The following is a 17,406-nucleotide window of genomic DNA, read 5'->3' as shown; positions in this document are numbered from 1 at the left end:
AAAACCCTTACATAACGGAGATTTAGCTAGGTAAATAGACGTACAGCAGGAGGAGATAAGATTTTTTGACGAGGGATGCGCAGCAAACTCAAAGCCCTGAAGCTCAAACTTAAAGTAGTTTCTTAAGAGTAAGAACTTTTTGGCATTACATTGAGTTTTTTTCTGGCGATTAAAGCGAGGGGGTCAAGCGCGTGTTCATCGTGCCAACTGCTCGCAGCGCAAGCAGAAGATAAAAAAGGTGGAGAGTCGATCTGTAAGCCGGGTTCTGTCGTGAACAGTCATTCGTCTACGATGGCCATCACTGGACATCTTTAGCAACCTACCCGGTTCCAGCGCGGGCCACGCCTTGGAACCCTATTTGGTCTTGCTCCAAGTGGGGTTTACCTAGCCACGAACTGTTGCCAGTCGTGCGGTGCGCTCTTACCGCACCTTTTCACCCTTACCGGCGCTTGCGCGCTTAGGCGGTTATTTTCTGTGGCACTTTCCGTAGGCTCACGCCTCCCAGGCATTACCTGGCACTTCGCCCTATGGAGCCCGGACTTTCCTCCCCCCCCTAATTTTCATAGAGGGCAGCGACTGTCCAATCGACTCTCCGGCGCGAAGATTAACGGCACAACGCGTATAGGACAAGCTTTAAAAGCCGCACAACGCCTTGAAGCCCTTATCTGAAAGGCTCACACCAGGCACTAAAACAACTCAAAAGCAGCCAATGGCCAGCAGCTCGACGCTTACTGATCGGTTTTTTGCTTTTCGAGCGCTACCTGATACAGCACGTTTTTGCGCTCACCGGTGATCTCGGCAGCCAAGGCAGCGGCACGCTTAAGCGGCATTTCCTTGAGCAGCAAATCCAGAATGCGCATCGCTTCGCTGCTGACGACTTCGTCGGTTTGAGGGGCGGTCCAACCGGACACCAACACCACACACTCACCGCGCTGCTGATTACTGTCAGCCTCGACAAAAGCCCGCAACTCAGCCAGTGGCAAACCCTTGAGCGTTTCGAACGTCTTGGTCAGCTCCCTTGCCAGCAAGGCCGGGCGCTGCGCGCCAAATACCAGCTCCATGTCTTGCAGGCACTCAAGAATACGGTGCGGCGCTTCATAAAAGATCAGTGTGCGCGGCTCCTCTTTGAGCAACTCCAGCCGAGAACGGCGACCAACTGCTTTGGCGGGGAGGAACCCTTCGAAAATAAAACGATCAGAAGGCAGTCCCGCGGCCGACAGCGCAGCAATCAAAGCGCACGCACCCGGCACCGGCACAACGGGCACGCCTGCCGCTCGCGCCTGACGCACCAAGTGATAACCAGGATCGGAAATCAGCGGGGTGCCTGCATCAGAGATCAAGGCAACGTCTTCACCGGCGAGTAAACGCTGAATGAAACGATTACCTTCATCACGTTCGTTATGTTCGTGACACGCACCCAGCGGCGTAGAGATACCAAAGTGCTGCATCAGTCGCAGCGAATGCCGGGTGTCTTCGGCCGCAATGAGTGCAACATCACGCAACACCTTGAGCGCACGCGCACTGATGTCGTCCAGGTTACCGATGGGCGTGGCCACCACATAAAGCGAGCCAACAACGGAATTCAGAGCACCTGGAGCAGTCAAAACGCGTACCTCAAAAGAGTGAAAGGCGCCATTGTAGCGCGTAGAACCTCACTCACAGCACCCTGAGGCGCGACACAAAAGAGATATAAGGAAAAGATTGTCCGTCACAGACGCCTGAAGTCATCTAAATTTAGGCTTTATCACCAGTAACATCGCACCCCGGCCAGCGCTTGGGTACACTTCCCCCCCTTATTTGATCGAGTATCAGGAACACTACATGATCGCTTGCCTGCGGCTGTTCACTGCCCTCTGCCTCGCTGCCCTTTTGGCGGCTTGCGCCAGCTCGCCCTCGTCCAGCCTTGGCGAACTCCCTAGAACCCCGGACGCCAGCCTAGAGCAGTTGCTCCAGCAGGCCGCCCAGAGCCAAAAACCAGATCAGGCAGCCCTGCTGCGACTGTCTGCTGCCGACTTGGCCTACAAACAGCACAATTTTGATCGTGCGACGCAAATTCTGGCGCTCATCCCGATGGATCAGCTCAAACCGGCTCAGCAAGCGTTTGCCAGCACTTTGTCAGCCGAGCTGGCCATGAGCCGCAATCAGACCAAAGAAGCGCTGGTTGCCTTGAGCCACCCCAGCATTGCTCGCATCAACGAGATGCCAGCCGACTTGCAAGTGCGCACCCATACCATTCACGCTCGCGCCCTTGAAGCCGATGGCCAGACACTCGCGGCAGCCCGTGAACGCGCAGCCATGAACACCCTGCTGACCGGCGATGCCGCCACCAGCAACAATGATGCTCTCTGGTCCTTGGTCGCCGCGTTGCCAGTCGATCAATTGAAAGCTCAAAGCAATGACGTGCTGGGCGGCTGGATGTCCCTCGCACTGGCGGTCAAAAGCGCCGGCACGCTCGCAGATCAGCAAAACGCGATCGACCAGTGGCGCGCGCAGAACCCCGCCCATCCGGCCGCCGTTCAGCTCCCGACACCCCTGATCAAGCTCAAGGCACTGGCCAACCAACCCTTGACCAAAATTGCCCTGCTGCTGCCTCAGGACGGCCAACTGGCGTCAGTCAGCAAAGCCTTGCGCGACGGCTTCATGGCCGCCCACTACCAGGCTCAGCAGGCCGGTCAAAACCCGCCGCAAATTTTGTTCTATGACAGCTCACGCCTGACTTCGCTTGACGACTTCTATCGCAAAGCCCAGGCCGACGGCGTGCAACTGGTGGTAGGCCCATTGGAGAAGCCACTGGTCAAACAGCTGAATGCACGCGCGCAACTGCCCATTACCACACTGGCGCTGAACTACAGCGAGGGCGCACAAGGCCCGGCACAGCTGTTCCAATTTGGCCTGGCTGCCGAAGACGAAGCCCGTGAAGTTGCCCGCCGCGCTCGCGCTGACGGCCTGACCCGCGCTGGCGCGATGGTTCCGCAAGGTGAATGGGGCAATCGCGTGCTCAACGCCTTCCGTCAGGAGTGGGAAGCCAATGGCGGCACCCTCGTCGGGGTCGAGCACATCGACAAACCGGTGACACTGGCCAAGCAAGTGGCCGATCTGGTGCAGTTGCGCAAAAGCGGCAACTCAAGCGAGCCTTCGCGTCGCCAGGACATGCAGTTCATCTTCCTCGCCGCGACCCCACAGCAAGCCCAACAGATCAAACCGACCCTTAACTACCAATACGCGGGTGACTTGCCGGTTTACGCAACGTCCCACGTATTCAGTGCCAGCGGCGACCAAAACCAATACAACGACATGAACGGCATCCATTTCTGCGAAACCCCGTGGCTGCTCAATCCGTCCAATCCATTGCGCCAACAAGTGTCTGCGCAATGGCCACAAGCGAACGGCAGCCTGGGCCGTCTCTACGCGATGGGTGTAGACGCCTATCGCCTGACGCCAAGTCTGGGGCAACTAAAGGCGCTACCTGACAGCCGCATTGACGGCCTGTCCGGCAGCTTGAGCATGAGCCAAAGCCAGCGCATCGAGCGTCAATTGCCGTGGGCCGAGTTCGTCAACGGCCAGGTTCAAAACCTCCCGGACACGCGCAACTGATGCCCGACCGCTCACGCCAACAATCCGGCAAGGATGCCGAGCACCTGGCGCTCCGGCACCTTGAGCAACACGGGTTGCGCTTGCTGGCCCAGAATTGGCTGTGCAAGCGCGGCGAGCTGGATCTGGTCATGCTCGACGGCGATACAGTAGTATTCGTCGAAGTTCGTTACCGCACGCACGCGCAATGGGGTGGTGCACTGGCCAGCATTGATGCCAGCAAGTGCCGAAAGCTGGTGCTGGCTGCCGAGTATTTTTTACAGCGCGAAACCCGCTGGGCCAATCACCCGTGCAGATTCGATGTCGTCGCCATCGACAGCACCACACCCCATTTGAACTGGCTACGGAATGCCTTCGACAGCTAAACGCTGGCGAACCGACTCCAGCACCCTTTTATTAACGATTTTGCTTTGCTTTGCGGGCCGCACATTTTTTGTGCCGGGAAGTCACTCAGGAACACCTGAATCACGCCCGACCAGCCGCCCTACTTAAGGTCACATAGATGGACATGCAATCCCGGATTCGCCAGCTTTTTCAGGCCAGCATCGACACCAAACAGCAGGCGATGGAAGTGCTTGCACCCCACATTGAGCTAGCCAGCCAAGTGATGGTCAATGCCTTGCTTAACGAGGGCAAAATGCTTTCGTGCGGCAACGGCGGCTCAGCAGGCGATGCGCAGCACTTCTCCTCCGAGTTGCTCAATCGCTTCGAGCGCGAGCGCCCTAGCTTGCCGGCCATCGCCCTGACGACCGACAGCTCGACGCTGACCTCGATAGCCAACGATTACAGCTTCAACGAAATCTTCTCCAAGCAAATCCGCGCCCTGGGTCAACCCGGTGACGTGCTGCTGGCAATTTCAACCAGCGGTAACTCGGCCAATATCATTCAGGCCATTCAGGCGGCCCACGACCGTGAGATGACCGTGGTCGCGCTGACCGGCCGGGATGGTGGCGGCATGGCCTCCCTGCTACTGCCAGAGGACGTGGAAATTCGCGTACCCGCCCTTGTTACCGCACGCATCCAAGAAGTCCACCTGCTGGCGATCCACTGCCTGTGCGATCTGATCGACAGCCAACTGTTCGGGAGTGAAGAATGACTTTTAATCGCCTTGGCTTAGTAGCCCTGACCTTGTGCCTGGGTTTGACTGCCGGTTGCAGCTCAGTCTTGACGGCTACGCGCGACACGCCGATTGAAGATGACCGGGGCACCCGCACCTTCGGCAGCAAGATTGACGACTCTCTGATCGAGACCAAAGTGGCCGTCAACGTCGCCAAGGCCAGCCCTGATCTGGACAACGGCTCACATATCGTCGTCACCAGCTATAACGGCATTGTGCTGCTGGCCGGACAAACCCCGCGTGCCGACCTTAAAGCCATGGCCGAACAAGCCGCCGCGTCGGTGCAGCGCGTAAAGAAGGTCAACAATGAACTGCAAGTCATGGCGCCGTCTTCAATCCTGGCCCGCAACAATGACGCCTGGCTGACCACCAAGATCAAATCGCAAATGCTGACCGACAGCGCCATTCCAGGCTCTCGCATCAAAGTTGTGACGGAAAACGGCATTGTGTACATGCTCGGCCTGGTCACCAAGCAAGAAGCCACCCGCGCCACCAACTTGGTCCAGAGCGTGTCGGGCGTACAAAAAATCGTCAAATTGTTCGAATACATCGACTGATCACGACGCCCCCCGAACGTTGCAATAGACCGCGCCGCCATCATCGCGAGCACGTTGAGGCCTGCAACGCAGGTACAAAAAAGGCGACCTTCTCAGGTCGCCTTTTTTATTACTTCACCACTTTCAGGCTTGGACGACCGCTAGGACGCGGCGGCTCGGAACCTGGAGGCGGCAGATCATCATCCGGCTCAACCTCGTCATCAGCCTCAAGAGACTCTTCCAGGTCAAACACCATGCCCTGACCATTCTCACGGGCGTAAACCCCCAAAATGGCCTCAATAGGCACGTACAGCGTATGTGGCACACCGCCAAAGCGACCTTCGAAGCTGACAGCTTCGTTGTCCATGTGCATGTTGCGCACAGCAACGGGCGATACGTTCAGTACAATCTGCCCGTCACTGGCAAAACCCTGAGGCACTTGCACCTTCGGGTAATTGGAATTAACCAACATGTGCGGCGTGCAATCGTTGTCCACAATCCACTCATAGAGCGCACGCACCAAATAAGGTCGACTTGAATTCATCAAGGGCTCCTAAAGCCTTAGCGCATGTCGCGTTCGACACCAGACAAGCTTGCCTGGAAAGCCTCACGCGCAAACTGGCGCTCCATATAATCAAGCAGCGGCTTGGCAGGCCGCGGCAGTTCAATACCCAAAATTGGCAAACGCCAGAGTATCGGCAATAGACAGCAATCGACCAGACTTTGCTCATCACTGAGGAAAAAAGGTTTGTCTGCAAATAACGCCGATACACCTGTCAGGCTCTCGCGCAACTCTTTACGCGCCTGCACCCGTGCAGGCTCTTTGGTGCGTGTGTCGAGAATCAAATCGACCAAGGCGCACCAGTCACGCTGAATGCGATGAATCAACAGGCGGCTATTGGCACGCGCCACCGGATAAACCGGCAGCAAAGGGGGGTGTGGATAACGCTCATCCAGGTATTCCATCACCACCGTCGACTCCCACAACGCCAGGTCGCGATCGACCAGTGTTGGCAGGCTGCCGTAGGGGTTCACTTCGATCAATTTGGGCGGTTGACGACCCGCTTCCACACTAATGATCTCGGCGCTGACACCTTTCTCGGCGAGCACAATGCGTACTCGATGGGAATAGTGGTCGGCGGGGTCGGAGTAACAGGCCAACCGATTGGTCACGCCCATGGCGGTCCTCCTCGCTTGTTGAAATGGTCAGAAGCAGAAAAACGAAAGCGCCCGAGGTGAGCCTCCAGTAACCGCAGAACCGTGGCAAGCAATGTCGTAAGACCTCACTTGCCACCCATCCTGCACTGTTACCTATTCAGAGACACCCTCGGGCGCGCACGTTTAACAGCAATGCGTGTAACGATATCAGTGCACGTCTTTCCAGTATTCACGCTTCAGCAGATAGGCGAATACAAAGAAGAAGGCCAGATAGAGCAGTACGTAAGTACCGATGCGCTGATGTTCAAGCTTCACCGGGTTGGCCGAATAGGCCAGGAAGGTCACAAGGTTCTTGATCTTCTCATCGAACTGCTCTTCAGTCAGGGCGCCAGTTTTTGGCAACACTGTCAGCTGGTCGCACGCTTCATGTGTCAAAGGCGTGCCGGTGAGCGGATCATACTGCTTCTTGCCGTCTTCGACGATCTGAACTTGCTTGCAGCCAATGACCTGACGACCTTGCAGCGGCGCAAGGACGTTAGGCATGCCCACGTTCGGGAAGACCTTGTTGTTCACACCCCAAGGGCGCGACGGGTCTTCATAGAAAGCACGCAGGTAGCTGTACAACCAATCGGTACCACGAACGCGAGCTACCAATGTCAGGTCAGGCGGTGCAGCCCCGAACCAGGCCTTGGCATCTTCAGGCGTCATGCCGATGTTCATGTGATCGCCAATCTTGGCGCCCGTCAGCACCAGGTTATCGAGCATGACGTCGTGGGGGATGCCCAAGTCGTCTGCAACACGCTCGTAACGCTGGAACTTGGCACTGTGACAGCCCATGCAGTAGTTGGCGAACGTACGCGCGCCGTCCTGCATGGCAGCTTTGTCAGACACATCGATATCGACTTTGTCGAGCTGAACACCCTGCTCCGCAGCGAAAGACAGTGCAGGCATTACAGCAAGCATCAATACAGCAAATAGCTTTTTCATCAGCCAGTCACCCTTTCCGGAACCGGTTTGGTCTTCTCAAGCCTGGTGTAGAACGGCATCAGAATGAAGTAGGCGAAGTACAGGAACGTACACACCTGCGACAACAACGTGCGGCCCGGGGTCGGTGCCAATACACCCAACACACCCAGAATCACGAAGCAGATGCAGAACACCCACAGCCAAATTTTGCTCATCCAGCCTTTGTAACGCATGGATTTGACAGGGCTACGGTCCAGCCACGGCAACACGAACAGCACGGCAATCGCTGCGCCCATGGCAATAACGCCCATCAGCTTGTCAGGGATCGCACGCAAGATCGCGTAGAACGGCGTGAAGTACCACACAGGCGCAATGTGTTCCGGCGTTTTGAAGGCGTTAGCCTGTTCAAAGTTCGGTTTTTCCAGGAAGTAACCACCCATTTCCGGGAAGAAGAACACAATCGAGCAGAAGACAAACAGGAACACCACTACGCCGACAATATCTTTAACGGTGTAATACGGATGGAAAGGAATGCCATCCAGCGGGATACCGTTTTCGTCTTTGTGCTTCTTGATATCCACGCCATCCGGGTTGTTGGACCCGACTTCGTGCAAGGCAAGAATGTGCAACACCACCAGACCCAGAATCACGATTGGCAAGGCCACAACGTGCAGGGCAAAGAAGCGGTTCAGGGTAATGCCAGAGATCAGGTAATCACCACGAATCCACTGAGTCAGGTCGTTACCGATCACTGGAATCGCGCCAAACAGCGAAATGATTACCTGCGCGCCCCAGTAGGACATTTGCCCCCAAGGCAGCAAGTAACCCATGAAGGCCTCTGCCATCAGCGCCAGGTAAATCATCATGCCGAACAGCCAGACCAGCTCACGCGGCTTCTGGTACGAGCCGTAAAGCAAGCCACGGAACATGTGCAAATACACCACGACAAAGAACGCCGATGCACCGGTTGAGTGCAGATAGCGCAAGATGGAGCCGTATTCGACGTCACGCATGATGTATTCGACAGAAGCAAAAGCCTCTTCCGCCGACGGCGTGTAACTCATGGTCAGCCACACACCGGTTACGATCTGGTTGACCAGAACCAGTAACGCGAGGGAGCCGAAAAAGTAGAAGAAGTTGAAGTTCTTCGGGGCGTAGTACTTGCTGAGATGGTCTTCCCACATTTTTGTGGCAGGGAAGCGGGCATCCACCCAATCCATGAACTTACTCATTACGCTTCCCCTTCAGCGACGCCAACGAGAATAGTGCTGTCATCGAGATACTGATAAGGCGGCACCGGCAGGTTCAGCGGGGCGGGTTGAGACTTGTAAACGCGACCGGCCAAATCATAGTGCGAACCATGACATGGGCAGAAATAGCCACCGACCCAATCCTTGCCAAGATCAACAGGTGCAACCTCGGGGCGGAACGTCGGCGAACAACCCAAGTGAGTACACAGGCCTACCAACACCAGAATTTCTGGTTTGATAGAGCGGTATTCGTTCTTGGCATTCTCGGGCTGATCAGACTGTGCGGAATTCGGGTCAGCGAGCTGCCCCTCAACCTTCTTGAGATTCGACAGAATCTCCTCGGTGCGTCGGACAATGAAAACCGGTTGACCACGCCACTCAGCAATCATCTGCTGACCTGGCTCAACCTTTGCAATATTGATCTTGACCGGTGCGCCAGCGGCTTTCGCCTTGGCACTGGGGAACCACGACCCCACAAACGGGACTGCCGCCCCCACCGCTCCTGCAGCACCCACCACGGATGTGGCTGCTACGAGGAAGCGACGCCGGCCGACATTTACGCCGTCATTGCTCATTCAGTCCTCTCCCATCAGCTTTGTGGCCTGTTAAATCAGGCATCTACTAAGTAAAAATCTGAACTTATAAAAATTTTGCAGAATGGTAATGAAAAGCCCCTACTCTGACAAGGTAATTACCGCTCTCGGGCGGCTACAAGCCTTGTAGTATAGGCATTTGCTGGATGTGGCAAGTTGTCACACCAACAAATCATCACCCATAAAAAACGCCCAGCTCCGAAGGAGACTGGGCGCTTTTGAACGAAGCTGCGAATTAACGCTTCGAGTACTGCGGACGCTTACGCGCTTTACGCAGACCGACTTTCTTACGTTCAACTTCACGAGCATCGCGAGTTACGAAGCCTGCTTTGCGCAGAGCGCCACGCAGAGTTTCGTCGTACTGCATCAGTGCGCGAGTGATACCGTGGCGGATTGCGCCAGCTTGACCACTTACACCACCACCGATCACGGTGACGTAGATGTCGAATTTCTCGACAGTCTCAGTCAATTCCAGCGGCTGACGAACTACCATGCGGGCAGTTTCGCGACCGAAGAAATTCTCCAGAGTGCGGTTGTTGATCGAGATGTTACCGGTACCCGGACGCAGGAAAACGCGAGCGGTTGCGGTTTTACGACGGCCAGTGCCGTAGTTTTGAGTCGCCGACATAATGAACTATTCCGTTAAAACTTCAGTTCTTGGGGCTGCTGAGCAGTATGAGGGTGAACAGCGCCCGCATAGACTTTCAGCTTACGGTACATGTCGCGACCCAGTGGGTTTTTAGGCAGCATGCCTTTAACCGCGGTCTCGATCACGCGCTCAGGAGCTTTGGCGATCAGCTTTTCGAAGTTGATCGACTTAATCCCGCCCGGGAAACCGGAGTGAGAGTAGTACATTTTGTCAGAGGTTTTTGCACCAGTGACACGGATCTGCTCAGCATTGATAACAACGATGTAGTCACCGGTGTCAACGTGCGGAGTGTATTCCGGCTTGTGCTTACCACGCAGACGGCTCGCGATCTCGGTAGCCAGACGACCCAGGGTCTGGCCAGCAGCGTCGACGACAAACCAGTCGTGCTTTACTGTTTCTGGTTTAGCAGTAAAAGTTTTCATTCTTTATAGCCTCAGGGGCCGCCCTGTAAATTAGACGGCGGATCTTACTGAATAGTGCGTACTTTGACAAGTCAAAGGCAGCCGGGTACAGACGCTATCGGGGGCTCGGGTCAGCGCGTCCGTTCAACGGCAAGATTCTTCGGCAGGCGGCGCATCACTTCCACTGCAGAAAGAGGTCGGCAATTATCCAGATTGCGAAAAAAATTACAACCTGCTTTTATGATTCTTTCCCCGAAGGAGCACCGTATGGACTACCGCCAGCTAGGCCGAACCGATCTGAACGTGAGCGCAATTGGCCTTGGAACCATGACCTGGGGCGAGCAGAACACGCAGGATGAAGCCTTCGCTCAGATAGAACACGCCAAAAACGCCGGCATCAATTTCATCGACACCGCTGAAATGTACCCGGTCCCTCCCAAAGCTGAAACCTACGCCAGCACCGAGCGCTATATCGGCAACTGGTTCAAGACCCGCGGTGATCGCGCTGACTGGGTACTCGCCAGCAAGATTGCAGGCCCGGGCAATGGCATTGACTACATCCGCGACGGTCAGCTCAAGCACAACCGCAACCACATCGTGCAAGCGCTGGACGCCAGCCTCAAACGCCTGCAAACCGACTGGATCGACCTCTACCAGCTGCACTGGCCTGAACGCAGCACCAACTTCTTCGGCCAATTGGGCTACACGCACCACGCTGACGAGACGTTCACGCCGCTCGAAGACACCCTCGAAGCACTCGACGAACAAGTCAAAGCCGGCAAGATCCGCCACATCGGCCTGTCCAACGAAACCCCGTGGGCGACGATGAAGTTCCTGCAACTGGCCGAAAGCCGAGGCTGGCCCCGCGCAGTTTCAATCCAGAACCCCTACAACCTGCTCAACCGTACGTTTGAAGTGGGCCTGGCAGAAATCGCCCTTCGCGAACAATGCGGCCTCCTCGCCTACTCGCCCCTGGCGTTCGGCATGCTCTCAGGCAAGTACAGCGGCGGGGCACGGCCGCCTAAAGGCCGCCTAAGCCTTTACAGCCGCTTCTCGCGCTATTCCAACCCACAAGCGGTGGCTGCCAGCGAGCGTTACGTCGCACTGGCACGCGAACACGGCCTGGACCCGGCACAAATGGCGCTGGCCTACGTCACACAACAACCCTTTGTCACCAGCAACATCATTGGCGCCACCACGATGGAGCAACTTGCAAGCAACATTGCCAGCTTCAACGTGACGCTGTCTGAGGATGTGCTCGCCGGCATCGAAGCGATTCACAAAGCCCAGCCTAACCCTGCGCCGTAACAACACTCCACGTCGCTGGCGCAGGCTGCGATCTTTTTCCATCGAAAATCAAAAGATCGCAGCCTGCGCCAACTCCTACTAGACACGCCCACCAGAAAATAAGACGATCCAGCCGTAAGTTGACCAATTTCACCTATAAGAATAATCAAATCATGTCTAGTCATCTCTCCACGCCCTTGCGGCGCGTCAGCATATTGGCCATCGATCGGGTCTTCGCCTCGACCCTGATGCAAGCCAAGGATTTTTTCCACCTCGCCAGCCTGCGTCACGGTAAACAACTGGGCCAGGGCCTCAATGCAACGTTCGAAACGCGCCTCGTCAGCCCTGACGGCCTTCCCGTCTCAAGCTTCAGCAATGTGATGCTGCCGGTCGACGGCGCCCTCGAAGACTCCGACATCATCGTACTGCCCGCCTTCTGGGACGATTTCGACACACTCTGCCAGCGCTACCCGCAAATTCTTCCCTGGCTGCGCGCGCAACACGCCCGCGGCGCCGTCTTGTGTGCCGAGGCCACCGGGGTGTTTTGGCTGGCCGAAGCCGGGCTGCTGGATGGCAAAGAGGCGACCACCTATTGGCGTTTTTTCAGCACCTTCGCCGAACGCTTCCCACACGTACATCTCAATCAAGACAAGCACCTGACCGACGCCGACAACCTGTACTGCGCAGGTGGCCCGACCTCGGCGTGCGACCTATACATTTACCTGATCGAACGTTTCTGCGGCGCCAACATAGCCCAGGCGGTAGCGCGCGACATTCTGTACGAAGTGCAGCGCAACTACGCGCCGGGCCGTATTGGTTTTGGCGGGCAAAAGCTGCATCAAGACGTCATCATCCTGCAAATCCAGCACTGGCTCGAAGAGCACTTCGCTGACAAGTTTCGCTTTGAAGACGTCGCCCGCGAACACGGCATGAGTATTCGCAATTTTATGCGCCGCTTCCAAATGGCCACCGGCGATAAACCCTTGCACTACTTGCAACGCCTGCGCATAGAAACCGCCAAAGGGCTGCTCTCCGCGACCCGCAAGAGCATCAAGACCATCAGCTACGACGTGGGTTACGACGACGCCAGTTTCTTTGCGCGGCTATTTCGCCAGCACACCGAACTGTCGCCCAATCAATATCGGCAGCAGTTTCAGCAAGCGGCATAAAAATATCCGTTGGCGAAAAACCAAAAAGGCCTGCAATGCAGGCCTTTTTTTGATGCGGCGTGCGACTAAGGCTTATGCGCCCTCGTCAGGTATTCATGAGACTGCATTTCCAGCAAACGGCTCAGCGTACGCTGGAACTCGAAGTTCAAACGCCCGCCCAGGTAGAGGTCTTTCAACTCAACCTCGGCCGATATGATCAGCTTGACGTTACGGTCATAGAACTCATCGACCATGTTGATGAAACGACGCGCGATGTCGTCCGTCTTAACGTCCATCTGCTCAACACCGCTGAGGATTACAGCGTTGAAGATCTTACCCAGCTCGATGTAATCGTTCTGGCTGCGCGGGCCATCGCACAACTCACGGAAGTCAAACCAGGCCACGTCATCACAGGTGCGCAGGGCACGAATGGTGCGGTTTTCGATAACCAGGTCATCATTTTCCACCGCGCGGGTCGAGTTGTGCGTCAGCGCCTTGAAGCTTTCGCGCAAGCACTTCTCAGAAGCTTCGTTGAGCGGGAAGTGGAACAGTTCGGCCTGCTCCAAATGACGCAAACGGTAGTCCACGCCACTGTCGACGTTGACGATATCGGTGTTCTGCTTGATCAGCGCAATCGCTGGCAAGAAGCGCGCACGCTGCAAACCGTCCTTGTACAAACCATCAGGCACGATGTTTGAGGTCGCCACCAGGGTGACGCCGTTTTTGAATAGCTCTTCCATCAACGTGCCCAGAATCATGGCATCGGTAATATCCGACACAAAGAACTCGTCGAAACAAATTACCCGCGCCTCATCTGAAAAGCGTTTGGCGATGATCGTCAGCGGGTTCTTTTCGCCATTCAACGTGCGCATTTCTTCGTGCACACGCTTCATGAAGCGGTGGAAGTGCGTACGTACTTTCTCTTTGAACGGCAGGGCATCGAAGAACGTATCGACCAGGTAAGTCTTGCCCCGGCCTACTCCACCCCAGAAATACAGGCCCTTGACCGGCGTCTGTTCTTTTTTACCGAACAGCTTGCCGAACAGGCCCGGCTTGCTCTGTGAGGCGGCAACCAGATCGTCGTACAGACGCTGCAAGTGGCGTACAGCGTTTTCCTGCGCGGCATCATGGAAGAAGTCCGGGCGTTTCAGATCAGCTTGATATCGTTCTAGAGGCGTCATAATTCGTTAGCAAGGTAACAAAAACGGGCCGTCACTGTAGCGACGGCCCTGAGGAATGGCAATTAAACCTGAGGCAAAACGCCGCACTTTCTTAGTCCTGGACAGGCACCAGCGCCAACCGCAAGGCGTCGATAGCGAGGTCACGGGTGGCACAGTCGGCAAAAGCAGGACTGTGCGCAACGCACTCGCCGTCCAGCCAAACGCTGAAGCCCAAGCCTTCATGACGCACATCCAGCGGCTCACCCGATTGCAGCTGCTTGGTGATCTGACCGGCAGTTTTGCCATCGGCAAAGCTGCGCGAGAGCAACAATTGCTCACCGTCCGCCGTCAGCAAACGGAAACGGAAGCTGGCGTCTTCATCACGAAAGCTGACAAAACGCGGGCCTTTTACGGCTTTTTTCTTGGCGGCCGTGGTGTTTTGCGCGGCACTGACAAATGAACGCAGGCCAACCGCCTCACGCAGTTGCGCCAGGAACGGCGTCGCGGTTTTGCGAGCCTTCTGCGCGCCCGCCAGCAAAATGTCTTCCATGTCGCTGGGGCGCGACATCAGATCGTGATAGCGCTCGCGTGGCTCACCCAATTCGGCGTCCAGCAGCTTGAACAGGCGCTCCTTGGCTTCACCCCAACCCAGCCCCTGCAACAACTCGCTGCGGAACTCGGCCGACTGCTCAGGGGTGGAGAACGCCTGATACAAGGTGAAGAGGTGCGAGTTATCAGGATCTTTGGCTTCGCCCGGCGCTTTGGAGTCGGTGACGATGCGCGAAATCGCGCTCTTCATGTCCTTCGCGCTGGTAAACAACGGAATGGTGTTGTCGTAGCTTTTGGACATTTTGCGACCATCGAGACCCGGCAAGGTCGCGACGCTTTCTTCGATCAGGGCTTCAGGCATGGCGAAAAACTCTTTGCCATTGCCAAACAGATGATTGAAGCGCTGACCAATGTCGCGGGCCATTTCAACGTGCTGGATTTGGTCACGACCGACCGGCACCTTGTTGGCGTTGAACATCAGGATGTCGGCAGCCATCAGTACCGGGTAGCTGTACAGGCCCATGGTGATGCCCGCATCCGGGTCTTCGCCGTTTTCGAGATTTTTGTCTACCGATGCCTTGTAGGCGTGCGCACGGTTGAGCAAGCCTTTGGCCGCCACACAGGTCAACAGCCAGGCCAGCTCAGGGATTTCCGGGATATCGGACTGGCGATAAAACGTCACGCGCTCGACATCCAGACCGGAGGCCAGCCAGGTTGCCGCGATTTCCTGACGCGAGCGTTGAATACGCTGCGGGTCGTCGCATTTGATCAGGGCGTGATAGTCAGCCAAAAAGTAAAACGAGTCGGCATTGCTGTCACGGCTGGCCACGATGGCCGGGCGAATGGCACCGGCATAGTTGCCCAGGTGCGGCGTACCGGTGGTGGTGATACCGGTGAGGATTCGAGTACGAGTGGTCATAGGTAATCGCTTATCAGACTGCAATCAATTCGAAAGGCGTGGCAGCACCAAATCCTTAAGATCCGTCAGCTTGCCGTGAAAAAAGTGCCCGCATTCTGCCACTTTCAGCAGCTCATGGGGGCGCGAGAGCTGTTGGGACCAGTCATACACCCGCTGCGGGTCGATCACTTCGTCGGTTTCGGGCTGGATAACGGTCAACGAGCCGTTGTGAGGCAAGGCATCTTCGTCACGCAAACGCATCACCGCCGGGGCAATCATAAATACGTGCTTAAGTGTTTCGCCCCGGGCTTCAAGTCGCCCGCCCAGACTGGCTGCCACAAAGCCGCCGAACGAGAACCCCAACAAGGTCATCGGCAAGTCTGGGTGTTTGGCACGTAGCCACTGGGCGGCTGCGAGCGCGTCATCCACTTCGCCGGTGCCCATGTCATGACTACCGGCACTGGCGCCTGTACCCCGGTAATTAAACCGTAAGGTCACCAGGCCAGCATCGCGCGCCGTGCGCTGAAGGGTTGAAACGACTTTATTCAACATCGTCCCGCCCTGTACCGGATTAGGGTGGCACAGCAACGCAACGCCGCGTGGCTCATCACAATCAAGGTATAAAGCTTCCAATTGGCCAACCGGGCCATCAATCACAAGGGGGGTTTCGCGGGTAAGCAAGAAGGAACTCCGTGACCTCAAATTGGGTCGACTCGTCTAGCTGATAGATTCTGTCTGACATATTTGCGAGTGCATCGCGGTATACAGCGCAGGTCCGAGCCGTTAACGTAAAGCAAAGCCGTTTATAGAGGAAGGACTCGTGGAACACTCGCTCTTGATTTGGTTGTTGCCGACTCTCGCCTTGGTTGCAGGTGTCGCCATAGGTTTTCTGGTCGCTCGTTTGCTGCCCAATGCCGCGCCTAACCGCACGCAGCGCCAGCTAGATGACATCCAGGAACGTTTTGACAGTTATCAAAGTGAAGTGGTTACCCACTTCAACAGCACCGCCAATCTGGTGAAAAAACTCACGCAGAGCTATCAGGAGGTGCAAGACCACCTCGCCGAGGGTGCCAACCGCTTGGCCCTGGACGAGCAGACTCGCCAACGCCTGCTGGCCGCACTGCACTCCGAAGCGCCTCAACCGCACCGCGAGCGTCTTACCCCGCCGCACAGCTCAGAGCCGCCGTTGGATTACGCACCAAAAACCCCGAACGCCCCCGGCATGCTCGACGAGCATTACGGCCTGAAGAAGTAATTCATCCGGCAAAGCGTTCAACAAAAAGCCCCGCGACCTCATAAAGATCGCGGGGCTTTTTGTTGAACGCTTTTTGTAGCCGCTGCCTGAGGCTGCGACCACAAGGCATTAACCTTATGGGTACTGCTGGACTTGACCCTGCTGCTGGTAGTTCATGCCCGGAATCGGCGCCAGGGTGATCTGTACGCGACGGTTTTGTGCGCGGCCATCCACTGTGGCGTTGCTGGCAATCGGGTCCGCCGGGCCTTTACCCGTGACTGACAGGTACTGACCGCTAACACCCTGAGACGTCAGGTAGGTCGCTACACTTTGCGCACGCTGCTGAGACAACTGCATGTTGAAGTTGTAGTTACCCGTGCTGTCGGTGTAACCCACAATCTGAATCTGTTGCTGGTTATTGAGCTGCTTGAGCGAGTTGGCCAGGCTATTGAGCGGCTGATAAAAGCTTGGCGAGATGTTCGCAGAACTGGTCGCAAAAGTGATATTGCCCGGCATCACCAAGGTGATGTTGTCACCTTGGCGCTGCACCTCAACCCCGGTATTGGCCATGCTTGCGCGCAATGCGGCTTCTTGCTTGTCAGCGTAGTAGCCATAACCGGCTGCACCCAGGCCCGCCACCGCAGCACCGATCAGAGCACCCTTGCCACGGTTGTTGTGGTCGATGGCCGCACCCGCGACAGCACCGGCCAAGGCCCCCAGACCACCGTATTTGGCAGTTTTGCTCATACCAGAAGACGCCTGACCTTGATTGTCATACGGGTTAGGCGAGGCGCAGCCAGCCAGCAACGCAACAGCGCTTGCGGCCACAATCAAACGACGCGAAATAAACATGGTGAAGCTCCTACTCA

19 protein-coding genes and 1 other RNA gene are annotated in these 17,406 nt (G+C 56.3%); 7 read left to right on the top strand and 13 right to left on the bottom strand.

Features of this window, described 5'->3' with window-relative positions; genetic code table 11:
* Positions 1-238: 238 nt before the first annotated feature.
* Both rnpB and rsmI read right to left on the bottom strand, forming a co-directional pair.
* Positions 239-592: RNase P RNA component class A (gene rnpB, locus ACP7A4_RS01730), an RNA gene on the bottom strand.
* A gap of 136 nt (positions 593-728) precedes the next feature.
* Entirely contained in the window at positions 729-1,586 is an 858-nt protein-coding gene (gene rsmI, locus ACP7A4_RS01725) for a 16S rRNA (cytidine(1402)-2'-O)-methyltransferase (RefSeq protein ID WP_203302415.1), read from the bottom strand.
* 235 nt (positions 1,587-1,821) lie between these two features.
* Here rsmI and ACP7A4_RS01720 point away from each other — a divergent pair, with 235 nt between their 5' ends.
* From ACP7A4_RS01720 to ACP7A4_RS01705, 4 genes are all read left to right on the top strand, one after another.
* Complete coding sequence (locus ACP7A4_RS01720; RefSeq protein WP_059765092.1) at positions 1,822-3,594, top strand: penicillin-binding protein activator; 1,773 nt, start codon at positions 1,822-1,824, stop codon at positions 3,592-3,594.
* Complete coding sequence (locus tag ACP7A4_RS01715) at positions 3,594-3,956, top strand: YraN family protein (RefSeq protein ID WP_059765094.1); 363 nt, start codon at positions 3,594-3,596, stop codon at positions 3,954-3,956. The genes ACP7A4_RS01720 and ACP7A4_RS01715 overlap by 1 nt, the downstream gene beginning before the upstream one ends.
* A 137-nt stretch (positions 3,957-4,093) precedes the next feature.
* Complete coding sequence (locus tag ACP7A4_RS01710) at positions 4,094-4,687, top strand: phosphoheptose isomerase (RefSeq protein WP_048362552.1); 594 nt, start codon at positions 4,094-4,096, stop codon at positions 4,685-4,687.
* A complete protein-coding gene (locus ACP7A4_RS01705; RefSeq protein WP_048362551.1) occupies positions 4,684-5,265 on the top strand; it encodes a BON domain-containing protein in 582 nt (193 codons plus the stop codon). Before ACP7A4_RS01710 ends, ACP7A4_RS01705 begins: the two co-directional genes overlap by 4 nt.
* A 109-nt stretch (positions 5,266-5,374) precedes the next feature.
* Here ACP7A4_RS01705 and ACP7A4_RS01700 read toward each other — a convergent pair whose 3' ends face one another.
* From ACP7A4_RS01700 to rplM, 7 genes are all read right to left on the bottom strand, one after another.
* Positions 5,375-5,788: a ClpXP protease specificity-enhancing factor gene (locus ACP7A4_RS01700; protein ID WP_059765097.1), complete on the bottom strand. Its 414-nt coding sequence runs from the start codon at positions 5,786-5,788 to the stop codon at positions 5,375-5,377.
* 17 nt (positions 5,789-5,805) lie between these two features.
* Positions 5,806-6,423 (bottom strand): glutathione S-transferase N-terminal domain-containing protein, encoded by a 618-nt coding sequence (locus ACP7A4_RS01695; RefSeq protein WP_048362549.1) that lies wholly within the window; start codon positions 6,421-6,423, stop codon positions 5,806-5,808.
* 186 nt (positions 6,424-6,609) lie between these two features.
* A complete protein-coding gene (locus tag ACP7A4_RS01690) occupies positions 6,610-7,389 on the bottom strand; it encodes a cytochrome c1 (protein ID WP_203302288.1) in 780 nt (259 codons plus the stop codon).
* Positions 7,389-8,600, bottom strand: coding sequence for a cytochrome b (locus tag ACP7A4_RS01685; RefSeq protein WP_048362547.1), 1,212 nt, complete (start codon positions 8,598-8,600; stop codon positions 7,389-7,391). The genes ACP7A4_RS01690 and ACP7A4_RS01685 overlap by 1 nt, the downstream gene beginning before the upstream one ends.
* Positions 8,600-9,193 (bottom strand): ubiquinol-cytochrome c reductase iron-sulfur subunit, encoded by a 594-nt coding sequence (gene petA, locus ACP7A4_RS01680; RefSeq protein WP_048362546.1) that lies wholly within the window; start codon positions 9,191-9,193, stop codon positions 8,600-8,602. Before petA ends, ACP7A4_RS01685 begins: the two co-directional genes overlap by 1 nt.
* A 253-nt stretch (positions 9,194-9,446) precedes the next feature.
* Positions 9,447-9,839 carry a 30S ribosomal protein S9 gene (gene rpsI / locus ACP7A4_RS01675; RefSeq protein ID WP_003216038.1) on the bottom strand — a complete coding sequence of 131 codons (393 nt, stop codon included), beginning with the start codon at positions 9,837-9,839 and terminating at the stop codon, positions 9,447-9,449.
* Between the two features lie 14 nt (positions 9,840-9,853).
* A complete protein-coding gene (gene rplM / locus ACP7A4_RS01670; protein ID WP_048362545.1) occupies positions 9,854-10,282 on the bottom strand; it encodes a 50S ribosomal protein L13 in 429 nt (142 codons plus the stop codon).
* A gap of 246 nt (positions 10,283-10,528) precedes the next feature.
* On the opposite strand from rplM, the gene ACP7A4_RS01665 reads away from it, so the two are divergent.
* Positions 10,529-11,569: an NADP(H)-dependent aldo-keto reductase gene (locus ACP7A4_RS01665; RefSeq protein WP_426245281.1), complete on the top strand. Its 1,041-nt coding sequence runs from the start codon at positions 10,529-10,531 to the stop codon at positions 11,567-11,569.
* A 227-nt stretch (positions 11,570-11,796) separates the two neighbouring features.
* Positions 11,797-12,717, top strand: a complete 921-nt coding sequence (locus tag ACP7A4_RS01660) for a GlxA family transcriptional regulator (RefSeq protein ID WP_173427001.1) — start codon at positions 11,797-11,799, stop codon at positions 12,715-12,717.
* A gap of 65 nt (positions 12,718-12,782) precedes the next feature.
* Here the strand turns inward: ACP7A4_RS01660 and zapE are convergent, their stop codons facing one another.
* The 3 genes from zapE to ACP7A4_RS01645 form a co-directional block, all read right to left on the bottom strand.
* Positions 12,783-13,877 carry a cell division protein ZapE gene (gene zapE / locus ACP7A4_RS01655; protein ID WP_203302285.1) on the bottom strand — a complete coding sequence of 365 codons (1,095 nt, stop codon included), beginning with the start codon at positions 13,875-13,877 and terminating at the stop codon, positions 12,783-12,785.
* A 91-nt stretch (positions 13,878-13,968) separates the two neighbouring features.
* Positions 13,969-15,324, bottom strand: coding sequence for a tryptophan--tRNA ligase (locus ACP7A4_RS01650; protein WP_059765107.1), 1,356 nt, complete (start codon positions 15,322-15,324; stop codon positions 13,969-13,971).
* Between the two features lie 24 nt (positions 15,325-15,348).
* Positions 15,349-15,984, bottom strand: a complete 636-nt coding sequence (locus ACP7A4_RS01645; protein WP_426245278.1) for an alpha/beta hydrolase — start codon at positions 15,982-15,984, stop codon at positions 15,349-15,351.
* A 139-nt stretch (positions 15,985-16,123) separates the two neighbouring features.
* Here ACP7A4_RS01645 and ACP7A4_RS01640 point away from each other — a divergent pair, with 139 nt between their 5' ends.
* Positions 16,124-16,558, top strand: a complete 435-nt coding sequence (locus tag ACP7A4_RS01640) for a YhcB family protein (protein ID WP_048362539.1) — start codon at positions 16,124-16,126, stop codon at positions 16,556-16,558.
* 114 nt (positions 16,559-16,672) lie between these two features.
* Here ACP7A4_RS01640 and ACP7A4_RS01635 read toward each other — a convergent pair whose 3' ends face one another.
* On the bottom strand, positions 16,673-17,389 hold the full coding sequence (locus ACP7A4_RS01635) for an OmpA family protein (RefSeq protein ID WP_059765111.1): 717 nt from the start codon (positions 17,387-17,389) through the stop codon (positions 16,673-16,675).
* Positions 17,390-17,406: the final 17 nt, after the last annotated feature.

Origin of the sequence: Pseudomonas sp. TWR3-1-1 (genome assembly GCF_049896545.1) — a bacterium.
GTDB lineage: Bacteria > Pseudomonadota > Gammaproteobacteria > Pseudomonadales > Pseudomonadaceae > Aquipseudomonas > Aquipseudomonas weihenstephanensis.
Note: the sequence above shows the minus strand (reverse complement) of the source record. Positions and strands in the feature narration are given on the sequence as shown.

Excerpts from the sequence above, each read along its gene's own strand:
- ACP7A4_RS01695 (WP_048362549.1), bottom strand. The coding sequence starts at position 6,423 with ATGGGCGTGACCAATCGGTTGGCCTGTTACTCCGACCCCGCCGACCAC.
- ACP7A4_RS01650 (WP_059765107.1), bottom strand. The coding sequence starts at position 15,324 with ATGACCACTCGTACTCGAATCCTCACCGGTATCACCACCACCGGTACG.
- ACP7A4_RS01705 (WP_048362551.1), top strand. The coding sequence starts at position 4,684 with ATGACTTTTAATCGCCTTGGCTTAGTAGCCCTGACCTTGTGCCTGGGT.
- rplM (WP_048362545.1), bottom strand. The coding sequence starts at position 10,282 with ATGAAAACTTTTACTGCTAAACCAGAAACAGTAAAGCACGACTGGTTT.
- ACP7A4_RS01660 (WP_173427001.1), top strand. The coding sequence starts at position 11,797 with ATGCAAGCCAAGGATTTTTTCCACCTCGCCAGCCTGCGTCACGGTAAA.
- ACP7A4_RS01665 (WP_426245281.1), top strand. The coding sequence starts at position 10,529 with ATGGACTACCGCCAGCTAGGCCGAACCGATCTGAACGTGAGCGCAATT.
- ACP7A4_RS01710 (WP_048362552.1), top strand. The coding sequence starts at position 4,094 with ATGGACATGCAATCCCGGATTCGCCAGCTTTTTCAGGCCAGCATCGAC.
- ACP7A4_RS01715 (WP_059765094.1), top strand. The coding sequence starts at position 3,594 with ATGCCCGACCGCTCACGCCAACAATCCGGCAAGGATGCCGAGCACCTG.
- ACP7A4_RS01690 (WP_203302288.1), bottom strand. The coding sequence starts at position 7,389 with ATGAAAAAGCTATTTGCTGTATTGATGCTTGCTGTAATGCCTGCACTG.
- petA (WP_048362546.1), bottom strand. The coding sequence starts at position 9,193 with ATGAGCAATGACGGCGTAAATGTCGGCCGGCGTCGCTTCCTCGTAGCA.
- ACP7A4_RS01700 (WP_059765097.1), bottom strand. The coding sequence starts at position 5,788 with ATGAATTCAAGTCGACCTTATTTGGTGCGTGCGCTCTATGAGTGGATT.
- zapE (WP_203302285.1), bottom strand. The coding sequence starts at position 13,877 with ATGACGCCTCTAGAACGATATCAAGCTGATCTGAAACGCCCGGACTTC.
- ACP7A4_RS01685 (WP_048362547.1), bottom strand. The coding sequence starts at position 8,600 with ATGAGTAAGTTCATGGATTGGGTGGATGCCCGCTTCCCTGCCACAAAA.
- rpsI (WP_003216038.1), bottom strand. The coding sequence starts at position 9,839 with ATGTCGGCGACTCAAAACTACGGCACTGGCCGTCGTAAAACCGCAACC.
- ACP7A4_RS01635 (WP_059765111.1), bottom strand. The coding sequence starts at position 17,389 with ATGTTTATTTCGCGTCGTTTGATTGTGGCCGCAAGCGCTGTTGCGTTG.
- ACP7A4_RS01720 (WP_059765092.1), top strand. The coding sequence starts at position 1,822 with ATGATCGCTTGCCTGCGGCTGTTCACTGCCCTCTGCCTCGCTGCCCTT.